We start from the raw sequence: 13,528 nt of genomic DNA on the forward strand, positions 1-13,528 counted from the left end.
AGACGATTTAGGACCGCGACATCTCGGATCACAAAGACACCGCAATCCGGTCGGAAATATCCCGCCTCGGGTCCGGAACGTTCGCTTCGAACGCCGGCTGGACGGCAGCCCCGCTTCGCCTGTATGGAAGATCATATTGGAAGAAATGATTCCGCCGCCAAAACGAGAAAGAGAGCGCGTGTTGTCGACCCGTCATCGCCCCTCGCCGACCCTCTTCATCGCATTCGCCGCGGCGGCCCTGCTGGGCGCCTGCCAGACGGCCCAGCAGCAGGCGGCGCAGATCCCGCCCTATGATTTCCCGAAGGTCTCGACCGAGTGGCACGAGGGCATCAACGTCGTCTACACCGGCACGCTCCAGGTCGGCCGGCCCTGCACCGTGCTGCGCCGCGACGACGGCAGCGAGGTGTCGATCCAGGGCAAGCCCGTCCCGGTCCGGATCGGCGACCGCGTCACCATCTCCGGCACGACCGCGAAATGGTCGCTGTGCCAGACGCTGGAGACGATCCGCGCCGACAAGGTCGACGTCATGACCAGCGCCTATCTGCCGGCCTCGGGTCCCGGAACCGCCGTGACCGTGGCCCCCGGCGCCGTGGTGGTGCAGCCGACACCCTAAGCCTGGGCTAAGCCCTCCCCGTTCCGCTGCACTGCAAAATCCCGTAGGCTGCGGCGAATCACGCTCGGGTGCCGCGGTGCCCGGGCGACCGGAACAGGGGAACAGCATCATGCGTCTGGGCATCGCCGCCGCCGTCCTTGCCGTGACCGCCGCCATGGCCACCGCCGCCTCCGCGCAGGAGCCGGTGAAGCTGCGCCTGGCGATGAGCGGCTGGACCGGCTTCGCGCCGATCACGCTGGCCAAGCAGCTCGGCATCTTCCAGAAGCACGGCATCGACCTCGACATCGTCAAGATGCCCACCGCGAACCGCCACCAGGCCATGGCCTCGGGCGACGTGCAGGTCATCACCACCACGGTCGACACCCATCTGCTCTACGCCAGCTCGGGCGTGCCGGTGGTGCAGGTGCTGGCGCTCGACACCTCCTCGGGCGGCGACGGCGTCGCCGTGCGCAAGGACATCAGCAAGTTCGAGGACCTGAAGGGCAGGAGCGTGGCGGTGCAGTTCGGCGGCGTGCCGCAGTTCTGGCTGGCCTATCTGCTGAAGCAGCACGGCATGACGCTGCAGGACGTCAGGCTGACCGACCTGCAGCCCTCCGACGCGGCTGCCGCCTTCGTCGCCGGCCAGTTCGACGTGGCCGTGACCTACGAGCCCTATCTCTCGAACATCCGCAAGGACCCGAACGGCAAGATCCTGGTCACCTCGGCCGAGACGCCGGGCGTGATCATCGACACCCTGGCCTTCCAGCCGGACTATGTCGAAGCCCATCCGGAGGTGGTGAAGGGCGTGGTCGAGAGCTGGTTCGAGGCGCTGGAGTACATCAAAGCCAACCCGGCCGAGGCGAACCGGATCATGGGCGCCGACGTCAACCAGACCGCCGAGCAGTTCGCCGAATCGGCGAAGTTCGTCACTTGGTACGACCGCGCCGCCAACAAGAGCTACATGGCCGAGACCATGCCGAACTTCATCAAGGAGGCGGCCGACGTGATGCTGGAGGCCAAGCTGCTGCGGCGCGAGCCCGCGGACCTGACCGCCCTCTACACCGCCAAATTCGTGCAGTGACCTCGGCGCTTGCGTCGCCGCGTCCGAACCGTTCCTGAGGACCGACGATCCGTGCTCGTTCCGCTCGCCCCCGTCGGCCCTGGCCGCCGCATCGCCCTCGGCATCCTGTGCTTCATCGCCTTCGTGGCGCTGTGGGGCGCCGCGACCTGGGGCGGGCTGGTCAAGCCGTTGTTCCTGGCCGGCCCCGACGCCACCCTGGCCGCGGGGGTCGAGCTGTTCGTCCGCTTCGGCTTCGTCTGGGACATCCTGGTGACGATGTTCCGGGTGTTCGGCGGCTTCATCCTGGCGGCGCTGCTGGCGGTGCCGCTCGGCATCCTGATGGGCACCTTCAAGGGCGTCGAGGCGTTCTTCGAGCCCTTCGTCTCCTTCTGCCGCTACCTGCCGGCCTCGGCCTTCATCCCGCTCCTGATCCTGTGGGCCGGGGTGGGCGAGACGCAGAAGCTGCTGGTGATCTTCATCGGCTCGGTGTTCCAGCTGATCATCATGGTGGCGGTGATCACCGGCTCGATCCGGATGGAGCTGGTGGAGGCGGCGCGGACGCTGGGCGCCCGCACCCGCGGCGTCATCTTCCGGGTGATGATCCCGAACGCGGCGCCGCAGATCTTCGAGGCGCTGCGGCTGGTGCTGGGCTGGGCCTGGACCTATGTCATCGTTGCCGAGCTGATCGGCTCCTCCGCCGGCATCGGCCACATGATCATCGACGCGCAGCGCTTCCTCGACACCGGGCAGATGATCTTCGGCATCTTCGTCATCGGCACCATCGGCCTCATCACCGACCAGCTGTTCAAGCGGGCGAACCGCGCCCTGTTCCCCTGGAGCCTCGGACGATGACGCTGGTGCAGGTCGAAGGCGTCAGCCGCACCTTCCCGGGCGTCCATGGCGGCGCGCCGACCCAGGCGCTGAGCCCGGTCGATCTGGCGATCGCCGAGAACGACTTCATCACGCTCCTCGGCCCGTCCGGCTGCGGCAAGTCCACCCTGCTGCGCATCGTCGCCGGGCTCGACCGGCCGACCACCGGCCGGGTGCTGGTCGGCGGCGCGGCGGTGACCGAGCCGGGGCCGGACCGCGGCGTGGTGTTCCAGGCCTATACGCTGTTCCCCTGGCTGACCGTGGCCCGCAATATCGCCTTCGGCCTGCGCGAGAAGGGGGTGTCGCAGAAGCAGCAGGACGAGATCGTGGCCGAATACGTCGCCAAGGTCGGGCTGCGCGGCTTCGAGAACCACTATCCGAAGATGCTGTCGGGCGGCATGCAGCAGCGTACCGCGATCGCCCGGGCGCTGGCCAACGACCCGAAGATCCTGCTGCTGGACGAGCCCTTCGGCGCGCTCGACACCCAGACCCGGGCGCTGATGCAAGAGCTGCTGCTGTCGATCTGGGAGGCGGAGCGCAAGACCGTGCTGTTCGTCACCCACGACATCGACGAGGCGGTGTTCCTGGCCAACCGGGTGATCGTGATGAGCGCCCGGCCCGGCCGGATCATCGAGGACCGGCCGATCACGCTGCCGCATCCGCGGCACTACACGGTGAAGACGACGCCGGAGTTCCAGGAGCACCGCGCCGCCCTGACCGAGGCAGTGCGCCGGCAGGCGATGATCGCGGCCGGGATGGCGGCGTAAGGGCCTGCAGCCGGACGGCGACTCAGGCATACTCCCGCCCGGACACGGGAAGGGGAGGCCCGCATGCTCTACGCCATTCTCTGCTACAACTCGGAAGAGGTCCTCAGCGCCTGGACGCAGGAGCAGGATGACGCGGTCATGGCCCGGCTCGACGTCGTCCACAAGCGGCTGGCCGATCAAGGCAAGCTCGGCCCCGCCGCGCGGCTGGCCTTCACCAGCGCCGCGACGACGCTGATGAAGGGCCACCAGCCGCCGCTGGTGATCGACGGCCCCTATGCCGAGACCAAGGAGCAGATGCTCGGCTTCTATCTTGTCGACTGCGAGTCGCGGGACGAGGCGGTCGCCATCGCCAAGGATTTGGAACAGGCCAATCCCGGCCTCGGCGGCTACGAGATCCGGCCGGTCCGGCTGTTCCTGCCCGATACCCGCACCGCCTGACCGGCCTCAGGCGGCGCCGGCGGCGGCGCAGATCATCGCCACGCCCGATTCGGCGATCGCTTCCAGATCGGCCCGCGAATCGCCCGCCCGGGCGCGCACGGCCAGCGAATGCAGCATCGCCGAGGCCAGCCGGGCGAGCGTCGTCACGTCGGCGGCCGCCCCGATCTCGCCGCGATCCCGGGCCAGGCGGAACCGCTCCTCCAGGGCCCGCTCGAAAGCCGTGAGGCTGCCGTGCAGCACCTCGCGCACGGCCGGGTGCAGCACCGCCTCCACCGCCGCCGTGCCGATCAGGAGACAACCGCGCGCGCCGGCCTCGCCATCCAGATAGGTCGCCAGCGCCGTGGCGTAGAGAATGCCAAGCCCCTCGCGCAGGGACCGGCCGGGGTCAAGCGCCTGCCGTATCGCCACCAGGCTTTCGTCGCGGTAGCGCTCGAGCGTCCGCAGATACAGCGCCTCCTTGTCGCCGAAGGCGCCGTACAGGCTGGGCCGGTTCATCGCCGTCGCGGCGCTCAGGGCGTCCAGCGAGCTGCCGGTGAAGCCGCTTTCCCAGAACACGTCCCGCGCCCGCTCCAGCGCCGCATCGGGGTCATAGGCCCGCGGCCGGCCGCGCTTTCTCGGCTCCTCGCTCATTTTGTACCACTTCGCATAATAAGGCTTGATCCCGGATTAATATGCGATACAGTACAAAATATAGGCTGTTTCGCGGCGACGTCGAGGTCGCCGGAGAGAAGGAGGTCTGGGAGATGACCATGAAACTCTACATGCATCCGGGCGCCTGCTCGCTGTCGCCGCACATCGTGTGCCGTGAGCTCGGCCTGCCGGTGGAGCTGGTCGAAGTCGACCGCGCGACGCACCGGACGGAGGACGGCGAGGACTATCTGCACATCAACGGCAACGGCTATGTGCCGGCGCTGGTGCTGGAGGACGGGCGGGCGCTGACCGAGGGGCCGTCCATCGTGCAGTACCTCGCGGATCTCCGCCCCGGGGCCGGGCTGCTGCCGCCGCCCGGCAGCGTCGAGCGCGCACAGGTGCAGTCCTGGCTGAACTTCGTCACCGCCGAGCTGCACAAGCCGATGGTGATGCTGATGCTCCCGGCCTATGCGTCGGCCCGGGACGCGGTGGCCGCGCTGGTGGACAAGCGCCTGGATTGGCTGGCCGGGCAGATCGCCGGCCCGTATCTGACGGGCGAGCGCTTCACCGTGGCCGACGCCTATCTCTTCGTCTGCCTGAACTGGTCGCCCTGGAACGGCGTCGACTTGGCGCGCCGGCCGGCCCTGGAGGCCTTCCATCGGCGCGTCGCCGCCCGGCCGGCGGTGCAGGCGGCGCTGGCGGCGGAAGGGCTGGTGCAGCGCGACGACGGCTTCTTCGGCCCCCGCCCGGCCGAAGCGGTGGCGGCGCAGTGATGGACCGGGATCTGTCGGCGCAGGAACGCGAGACCGCGGCGCTGATGCGCCGGTTCAACGACGTGTTCCTGCGCCACGATCCGGGCGCGCTGGCGGAGCTGGTGGCCGAGGACTGCGTCATCGAGAACACCCAGCCCGCCCCGGATGGTGCGCGCCATGTCGGCCGCGACGCCTGCATCGCCCTGTGGACGCAGATCGCGACCGCGCCGGGCACCAGCTTCGACGTCGAGGACGTGATCGTGCTTCGCGACCGCGCCATCATCCTGTGGCGCTATCGCTGGGGCGCCGACGAGCAAAGTTCGGTCCGCGGCGTCAACCTGATGCGGGTGCGGGACGGCCGCATCGTCGAGGCGCTGGGCTACGTCAAAGGCGCATGAGGCGAAGGAGAATCCGGGCGGCTTGACTCTCGGGCGGCGTGGTGGATTCATATTAGAACAAATACGGAACAATCATGCCCCGCCATGTCCGCCCTCGCCGCCCTGCGCGAGCGCCTGAACCGGACCGGATCCGCCGTCGGGGATCCGGGAGTCCTGCCGCTCGCTTTGCCGCCGATCGACGACCGCCTGCCGCGCGGCGGGCTGCCGCTCGGCCGGCTGCACCGCATCGCCGGCGCCGGCGGCGACCCGGCCGGGGCCGCGGCCACCGGTTTCGCCGCCCGCATCCTGGCCCGGCTGCAGCGGCGCGGGCCGGTGCTGTGGTGCGCCGCGGCCGACGACCTGTACCCGCCGGCCCTGGCCGCGCTGGGCCTGGATCCCGACCGGCTGATCCTGGTGCGGCCGCGCGACGAGAAGGGCGTGCTGGCGGTGGCGGAGGAGGCGCTGCGCACCGAAGGATTCGGCGGCGTGCTGGCCGAGGCGGCGCGGGCTGAGCTTCTGGCCGAGCGGCGGCTGCAGCTGGCCTGCGAGGTCCGCGGCACCACAGCCTTGCTGCTGCAGCGCCAGCCGGTCGCGCCGCGGGTGGGCCGCACCGCTGCCAGCGCCGCGGTGACGCGCTGGGCCGTGGCCCCGGCGCCGAGCGGCGGCACCGCGGCCTGGGTCGGGCCGGCGCGCTGGGAGCTGGCCCTGCTGCACAGCCGCGGCGGCCTGCCCGGCCGCTGGATCGTGGAGACCGAGGATGGGACGGATCGTCTCGCTGTGGTTGCCGAACTGGCCGATCACACGTCTGAGATTGACGACACCCGCCGACGCCTGGCCGGCTGAGCCGGTCGCGATCGTCGAGACCGTCGAGCAGCGGCGCCAGGTGGTCGCCGTCGACGACCGCGGCTGGGCCGCCGGCATCCGGCCGGGGCAGAAGGCGACCGATGCCCGCGCCATCCTGCCGGCGCTCGCCCTGGTTCCGGCCGACCATGCCGACGACGCGAAGGCGCTGGCCCGGCTGGCCCGCTGGGCCGGCCGCTACAGCCCCGCCGTGGCGCCCTGCCCGCCCGACGGTCTTTGGATCGACATCACCGGCTGCGCCCATCTCTGGGACGGCGAGGAGGGCCTGGCCGCCGACCTGGCCGGGCGGCTGCGGCGGCGCGGCCTGCCGGCCCGCCTCGCCGTCGCCGGCAGCTTCGGCGCCGCCTGGGCGCTGGCGCATCATGACGGCGCCGAGCAACGGATCCTGCCCGACGGCGCCGAGCGCGCGGCCCTGTCCCCCCTGCCAATCGCGGCGCTGCGGCTGGGCGAGGAGGAGGTCGCGGCGCTGCGGCGCATCGGCCTGACCCGGATCGGCGACCTGCTGGCGGCGCCGCGGGCCGGCCTGGCCCGCCGCTTCGGTGCCGGGCCGCTGCTGCGGCTGGACCAGGCGCTGGGCCGGACGGAGGAGACGGTCGGCTTCCGCCGGCCGTCCACGCCCTGGTTCGCCCGCCTGGCCTTCCCGGAGCCGATCGGCACGCCCGAGGACCTGCAGCGCGCCATCGCCGCGCTGGCAGGGGATCTCTGCGCCCGGCTGGAGGCGCGGATGATGGGCGCGGCGCAATTCGCCGCCGCTTTCCACCGGGTCGACGGCCGCTGCCCGAGCATCGCCATCCGCACCGCCCTGCCGGTGCGCGACCCGGCGCGGGTCGGGCGCCTCTTGGCCGACCGGCTGGACCGGGTCGATCCCGGCTTCGGCGTCGAGGTGGTGACTTTGCGCGCCGACCGGGTGGCGCCGGTGGCGGGACGGCAGACCGGACTGAGAAAGCTGGAGGGCGAGGATGGCGGGATCGGGGATCTCGCCGGCTTCGTCGACATCGTCGGCAACCGCATCGGCTTCGACCGGATCTGGCGCCCGGCCGCGGTCGAGAGCCACCTGCCCGAGCGCTGTGTCGCCGCCCGCCCGCCGCTGGACCCGGCCGAGGGCAAGGCCTGGCCCGCCGGCTGGGTGCGACCGCTGCGCCTGCTGCGCCGGCCGGAGCCGATCGAGGCGATCGCCCAGATCCCGGACGACCCGCCCAGCCAGTTCCGCTGGGCCGGCGCCCTCCACCGGGTGCGCCGCGCCGACGGGCCGGAGCGCATCGCCTATGAATGGTGGCGCCAGGCGCGGCCGCAGGACCGGGCCGAGCCGGACATGATCCGCGACTATTACCGGGTGGAGGACGAGGCCGGCCGCCGCTTCTGGTTCTACCGCGCCGGCCCCTACCTGCCGGACCGCCCGCCGCGCTGGTTCCTGCACGGGATGTTCGATTGATGGCTTTGGTCTGTGCCCATTCCCTTTTTGTCATGCCCGGGCTTGACCCGGGCATCCAGGGCGGCAGGAACCGCTCTCGGTGGCCCCTGGATCGCCGGGTCAAGCCCGGCGATGACAGAAAGAGGTGCTGGGCTGCGCTACAGGCGGCGCAGCCATGACCTCCTACGCCGAACTCCAGGTCACCACCAACTTCTCCTTCCTGCGCGGCGGATCGCATCCGGAGGAGCTGGTGGAGACGGCGATCCTGCTGGGCCTGTCGGCCATCGCCGTGACCGACCGCAACACCCTGGCCGGGGTGGTGCGCGGCCATGTCATCGCCAACCGCGACGAGAACCGGCAGAAGGCACAGCGCATCCCCTACATCGTCGGCTGCCGGCTGGACCTGGCCGACGCGCCGAGCCTGCTGTGCTACCCGACCGGCCGCGCCGCCTATGGCCGGCTGTGCCGCCTGCTGACCATCGGCAACCGGCGGGCGAAGAAGGGCGAGTGCCATCTGAGCTTCGCCGACCTGCCGCCCTGGCTGGACGGGCAGATCCTGGTGGCGCTGCCGCCGGACCGGATCGACGACGGCTTCGCCGGCCATCTGGCCCGGCTGAGGGCCGAGGTGCCGAAACGGCTTTACCTCGCCGCCAGCCACCGCTATCGCGGCGACGACGCCCGCCGCCTGGCCGATCTGGCCGAGCTGGCACGGCGGGTGCGGGTGCCGCTGGTCGCCACCAACGACGTGCTGTACCACGTGCCGGAGCGGCGGCGGCTGCAGGACGTGGTCACCTGCATCCGCGAGCACTGCACCATCGACGAGGCCGGCTGGCGGCTGGAGGCCAATGCCGAGCGGCATCTGAAGTCGCCCGAGGAGATGGCGCGGCTGTTTCGCGACCACCCCGAGGCGCTGGAGCGGACGGTCGAGATCGCCGAGCGTTGCCGCTTCGACCTCGACGAGTTGGGATACGAATATCCCGAGGAGATCGCGCCGGACGGCGCCTCGGCGCAGGAGCGGCTGGAGCAGCTGACCCGGGAGGGCGCGACCAGGCGCTATCCGGGCGGCGTGCCCGAGGCGGTGCAGGCCCAGATCGACCGCGAGCTAGAGCTGATCGCCCGGCGCGACTACGCCCCCTTCTTCCTGACCGTGGCCGACATCGTCACCTACGCCACCGGCCAAGGGATCCTGAACCAGGGTCGCGGCTCCGCGGCGAACAGCGTCGTCTGCTACTGCCTCGGCATCACCGCCATCGATCCCGTCCAGATGGACCTGCTGTTCGAGCGCTTCGTCAGCGAGGAACGCAACGAGCCACCCGACATCGACGTCGATTTCGAGCATGAGCGGCGCGAGCAGGTGATCCAGCACATCTACGAGAAGTTCGGCCGCGACCGCACCGCCCTGACCGCGACCGTGATCTGCTACCGCACCCGCGGCGCGCTGCGCGATGTCGGCAAGGCGATGGGGCTGTCGGAGGACATGATCAGCGCCCTGTCCGGCTCGGTCTGGGGCTGGAGCATGAACGGGCTGGACGAGAGCCAGGTGCGCGAGGCCGGGCTGGACCCGGCCGATCCCCGGCTGCGCCTGACCCTCGACCTCGCCTTCGAGCTGATGGGCTTCCCCCGGCATCTCAGCCAGCACACCGGCGGCTTCGTCTTCGCCCGCAAACGGCTGGACGAGATGGTGCCGATCGAGAACGCGGCGATGGACGACCGCACCGTCATCTGCTGGGACAAGGACGATCTCGACGCGGTCGGCATGCTGAAGGTCGACGTGCTGGCGCTGGGCATGCTCACCGCGCTCAAGCGCGGCTTCGACCTGATGAACCGGCACTATCCGGAGCGGTTCCCGGAGCCGCTGGCCCTGGGCATGACGCCGCGGGAGGACCCGGAGGTCTACGAGATGCTGAGCCGCGCCGATTCGGTCGGCGTGTTCCAGGTCGAATCCCGGGCCCAGCAATCGATGCTGCCGCGGCTGAAGCCGGAGAAGTTCTACGATCTGGTGATCGAGGTCGCGATCGTCCGGCCCGGCCCGATCCAGGGGGACATGGTGCATCCCTATCTGCGCCGCCGCGACAAGATCGAGCCGGTGACCTACCCCAAGCCGGAGATCGAGGGGGTGCTGAAGAAGACGCTGGGCGTGCCGCTGTTCCAGGAGCAGGGCATGAAGCTGGCCAGCGTCGCCGCGGGCTTCACGCCCAGCGAATCCGACCGGCTGCGCCGGGCCATGGCCACCTTCCGCAACGAGGGCACGATCCACCAATACGAGAAGCGCTTCATCGAGGGCATGATCGCCAACGGCTATGAGCGCGACTTCGCCGAGCGCTGCTTCAACCAGATCAAGGGCTTCGGCAGCTACGGCTTCCCCGAGGCGCATGCCGCCTCCTTCGCGCTGCTGGTCTATGAGAGCGCCTGGGTGAAGCACCATTACCCCGACGTGTTCTGCTGCGCCCTGATCAACTCCCAGCCCATGGGCTTCTACGCCCCGGCGCAGCTGGTGCGCGACGCACGCGAGCACGGTGTCGAGATCCGCCCGGTCGACGTCAATCACAGCGACTGGGACTGCACTCTGGAGCCGATCGCCGGGCTGGGGCCGGGCCGCCGCGACCATGCCGTGCGCCTGGGCCTGCGCCTGGTGAAGGGGCTGAACGAGGAGGAGGGCAGGAGGATCGCCGAGCGGCGCGGCGCCGGCTATGCCTCGCCGGCCGACCTGGCCCGCCGCGCCGGCGTCTCGTCCCGCGCCCTGAACCGGCTGGCTGAGGCCGCCGCCTTCGGCTCGATGGGGCTCGACCGGCAGCAGGGGCTGTGGGCGGTGGCCGGGGTGGAGGGCGAGGCCCTGCCGCTGTTCGCCGCCCGCCCGGCCCAGCTGGCGCTGTTCGAGGAACAGGATGCCGAGCTGCCGCCTTTGCCGCCGGGCCTCGAGGTGCTGGAGGACTACGCCGCCACCGGCCTGTCGCTGACCCGGCACCCGCTGGCGCTGCTGCGCCCGGCCCTGGCGCGGCTCGGCATCGTCCCGGCCCGCAGCCTGCGCGAGGACGAGACCAGGGACGGCGCCCGCATCCGCATCGCCGGCATCGTGCTGTTCCGGCAGCGGCCGCAGACCGCCAAGGACACGATCTTCGTCACCGTCGAGGACGAGAGCGGCGCCGCCAACATCGTGGTCTGGTCGCATGTGGCGGAACAGTACCGCCGCGCCGTCTATGCCGGCCGCCTGCTCGCCTGCGAGGGCCGGGTGCAGAAGGTGGGCGACGGCGAGCACATGGTGATCCATGTCGTGGCCGAGCGCTTCGTCGACTGGACCGACCAGCTGCCGGTCCTGGCCCGCGGCACCGACCAGGTCATGCTCGACCCCGCGCCCCAGGACCGTTCCCGCACCGCCGCCGGCCGCGGCCACCGGGTGACGCTGAAGAGCCGGGACTTCAAGTGAGGCGGGCGCTCAGATCAATGGATGGGCCGGAGCCGCCCCCTCACCCGAAATCGCTGACGCGATTTCGACCTCTCCCCTGGGGAGAGGTATTGGAGCGCCGCAGATCCTTTCCCTCTCCTCGGGGAGAGGGAGGGGCCCATTCGCGACAGCGAATGGGAGGGAGAGGGGGAGTGGGACAGCGCCGCTGGGCGAGCCCGGCCTTGTGACGCGCTCCCCCTACTTCCGCGGCCGCAGGGTCGGGAACAGGATGACGTCGCGGATCGAGGCGGAGTTGGTCACCAGCATCACCAGCCGGTCGATGCCGATGCCCATGCCGCCGGTCGGCGGCAGGCCGTATTCCAGCGCGGTGACATAGTCGCGGTCCATCATCTGGGCCTCGTCGTCGCCGGCCTCGCGGGCCGCCACCTGGGCGGCGAAGCGCTCATACTGGTCCTGCGGGTCGCTGAGCTCGGAGAAGGCGTTGGCGATCTCCCAGCCATTGGCATAGGTCTCGAACCGCTCGGTCAGCCGCGGGTCGCTGCGATGCGCCTTGGCCAGCGGCGAGATCTCCTTCGGCATGTCGGTGACATGGGTCGGCTGGATCAGCGTGTGCTCGACCGTCTCGCCGAACACCAGCTCCACCACCTGGCCCCAGTTCTCCTTGCCGGTGACCTTGAGCTGCAGGCCGCGAGCGGCTTCCCGCGCGGCTTCCGCCCCCTCGATCGCCAGGAAGTCGACGCCGGTCGCCTCCTTCACGAGCTCGGTCATCGAGGCGCGGCGGTAGCGGCCGCCGAACTCGATCTGGTGCTCGCCGAAGGTCACCGTGGTGCCGCCGGTCGCCGCCTTCGCCGCCGCCGCGAAGATGTCCTCGGCCAGCGCCATCATGTCGTTGTAGTCGGCATAGGCCTGGTACAGCTCGAGCATCGTGAATTCCGGATTGTGCCGGGTCGAGATGCCCTCGTTGCGGAAGTTGCGGTTGATCTCGAACACCCGTTCCGACACGCCGCCGACGATCAGCCGCTTCAGATACAGCTCCGGCGCGATGCGCAGGTACAGCTGCATGTCGAGCGTGTTGTGATGCGTCACGAACGGGCGCGCCGAGGCGCCGCCCAGGATCGGATGCAGCATCGGCGTCTCGACCTCGAGGAAGCCGCGATCCTCCAGCAGGCGGCGGATGTCGCTGACGATCCGGCTGCGGGCGCGGAAGGTCTCGCGGCTCTCCTCGCTCATGATCAGGTCGAGATAGCGCTGGCGGTAGCGAGCCTCGACATCGGTCAGGCCGTGATACTTCTCCGGCAGCGGCAGCAGCGTCTTGGACAGGAGGGTGACGTGCTGCGCATTCACCGTCAGCTCGCCGCGCTTGGTGCGGCGGATGAAGCCCTCGACCCCGATCAGGTCGCCGATGTCGAGCAGCCCGACCAGCTCCTGCGTCTCCGGGTCGGCGTAGTCCTTGTGGCAGAACACCTGGATCTTGCCGCTGACGTCGTGCAGGTCGATGAACATGCCGCTGTTGCGGTAGGCCCGGATGCGGCCGGCGATGCGGACCACGTCCTCCGGCTTCTCCGCCTCGGCCGGCAGGTCGGCGTAGCGCGCCTGCAGTCCGGCGGCGTCCGCCGTCTTCTCGTAGTGATAGGGGTAGGGGTCGATCCCCTTGGCCCGCAGCGCCCGCAGTTTCTCCAGCCGCGGCGTCTTCAGCGGGTTGTCGGCGTCGTCGTGCGGGGCGCGGACGCTCTCGACGCTGTCGGACATGATCGGGACTCCAGGGGCAGGAACGACTAAGGCGGATGGATGGGGGATCGCGTCCTCTACCCGTCGCATCCCGGGGGTGCAAGCCGGTTCCGCGCATGGCGCCCTTCTTCTGTCGAGCGGCCGTCAATTTTCGGTGTCCGAATGTTTCACACCTGTTTATGAGAAATAGGAGTCATAATTGCGTATTGAAGCCGGCACCGCACCGACCGGCGGCCGTGAACAGTGAGGGCGTTCGAGATGAGAGAGAGCGTGTCCCGCAGGGCGATGGCGGCGGCCGTCGCCGCGGTCGGTCTGGCAGCCTGCACCGACACCACCCCCTGGGCCTATCCGACCGAACCGGACGCCACCGCCCAGCGGCCCGCACCGATCCAGGCCGAACCCCTGCCTGCCTCCGAGCCGCAGCCGGCGGCGCCTGCCTATACCGCGCCGCAGGTGATCGCGGCCGCGCCCGCCCCGGTGACGCCGCCCCCGCCCGCCGTGACCTATGCGCCGCCGCGCACCGTCGCCGCCCCGCCGCCGGCCCCCGCTGTCAGGGCGCCCGCCGCCACCTATGCCCCGCCCCGGACAGTCACGGCCCCGCAGCCCCCGGTGGTCGCCGCCCCGCCGCGCGTGGTCGGG

At 70.6% G+C, this 13,528-nt stretch carries 12 protein-coding genes and 1 pseudogene; 11 read left to right on the forward strand and 2 right to left on the reverse strand.

The genetic code is table 11. From position 1 onward, the window contains the following. Positions 1–178 precede the first annotated feature (178 nt). The 5 genes from KXR53_RS10695 (at position 179) to KXR53_RS10715 (ending at position 3,727) form a co-directional block, all read left to right on the forward strand. Positions 179–613 carry a DUF5818 domain-containing protein gene (locus KXR53_RS10695; RefSeq protein WP_437375115.1) on the forward strand — a complete coding sequence of 145 codons (435 nt, stop codon included), beginning with the start codon at positions 179–181 and terminating at the stop codon, positions 611–613. Positions 614–722: 109 nt separating this feature from the next. Then, the gene (locus tag KXR53_RS10700) at positions 723–1,673 is read left to right on the forward strand and encodes an ABC transporter substrate-binding protein (protein ID WP_437375116.1); all 951 of its coding nucleotides are present in this window, start codon (positions 723–725) and stop codon (positions 1,671–1,673) included. A 51-nt stretch (positions 1,674–1,724) separates the two neighbouring features. After that, positions 1,725–2,504: an ABC transporter permease gene (locus KXR53_RS10705; RefSeq protein WP_437375117.1), complete on the forward strand. Its 780-nt coding sequence runs from the start codon at positions 1,725–1,727 to the stop codon at positions 2,502–2,504. Beyond that, a complete protein-coding gene (locus KXR53_RS10710; protein ID WP_437375118.1) occupies positions 2,501–3,289 on the forward strand; it encodes an ABC transporter ATP-binding protein in 789 nt (262 codons plus the stop codon). Before KXR53_RS10705 ends, KXR53_RS10710 begins: the two co-directional genes overlap by 4 nt. A gap of 63 nt (positions 3,290–3,352) precedes the next feature. Continuing rightward, positions 3,353–3,727, forward strand: a complete 375-nt coding sequence (locus KXR53_RS10715) for a YciI family protein (RefSeq protein WP_437375119.1) — start codon at positions 3,353–3,355, stop codon at positions 3,725–3,727. Between the two features lie 6 nt (positions 3,728–3,733). Here KXR53_RS10715 and KXR53_RS10720 read toward each other — a convergent pair whose 3' ends face one another. Further along, positions 3,734–4,357, reverse strand: a complete 624-nt coding sequence (locus tag KXR53_RS10720) for a TetR/AcrR family transcriptional regulator (protein ID WP_437375120.1) — start codon at positions 4,355–4,357, stop codon at positions 3,734–3,736. A gap of 113 nt (positions 4,358–4,470) precedes the next feature. Between KXR53_RS10720 and gstA the strand changes: the two genes are divergently transcribed. From gstA to KXR53_RS10745, 5 genes are all read left to right on the forward strand, one after another. Next, a complete protein-coding gene (gstA, locus tag KXR53_RS10725; protein WP_437375121.1) occupies positions 4,471–5,130 on the forward strand; it encodes a glutathione transferase GstA in 660 nt (219 codons plus the stop codon). After that, positions 5,130–5,507: a nuclear transport factor 2 family protein gene (locus KXR53_RS10730; RefSeq protein ID WP_437375122.1), complete on the forward strand. Its 378-nt coding sequence runs from the start codon at positions 5,130–5,132 to the stop codon at positions 5,505–5,507. Before gstA ends, KXR53_RS10730 begins: the two co-directional genes overlap by 1 nt. 84 nt (positions 5,508–5,591) lie before the next feature. Further along, positions 5,592–6,329, forward strand: coding sequence for an ImuA family protein (locus KXR53_RS10735; RefSeq protein ID WP_437375123.1), 738 nt, complete (start codon positions 5,592–5,594; stop codon positions 6,327–6,329). Beyond that, positions 6,244–7,779, forward strand: a complete 1,536-nt coding sequence (locus KXR53_RS10740; protein ID WP_437375124.1) for a DinB/UmuC family translesion DNA polymerase — start codon at positions 6,244–6,246, stop codon at positions 7,777–7,779. The genes KXR53_RS10735 and KXR53_RS10740 overlap by 86 nt, the downstream gene beginning before the upstream one ends. A 154-nt stretch (positions 7,780–7,933) precedes the next feature. Next, complete coding sequence (locus KXR53_RS10745; protein ID WP_437375125.1) at positions 7,934–11,182, forward strand: error-prone DNA polymerase; 3,249 nt, start codon at positions 7,934–7,936, stop codon at positions 11,180–11,182. Positions 11,183–11,398: 216 nt separating this feature from the next. On the opposite strand, the gene lysS is transcribed toward KXR53_RS10745, so the two are convergent. Beyond that, a complete protein-coding gene (gene lysS / locus KXR53_RS10750) occupies positions 11,399–12,910 on the reverse strand; it encodes a lysine--tRNA ligase (RefSeq protein ID WP_437375126.1) in 1,512 nt (503 codons plus the stop codon). A gap of 249 nt (positions 12,911–13,159) precedes the next feature. Here lysS and KXR53_RS10755 point away from each other — a divergent pair. Next, positions 13,160–13,528 (forward strand): annotated as a pseudogene (locus tag KXR53_RS10755) (hypothetical protein); the annotation flags it as partial.

Source organism: Inquilinus limosus (genome assembly GCF_051487185.1).
GTDB classification, from domain to species: domain Bacteria; phylum Pseudomonadota; class Alphaproteobacteria; order DSM-16000; family Inquilinaceae; genus Inquilinus; species Inquilinus limosus_F.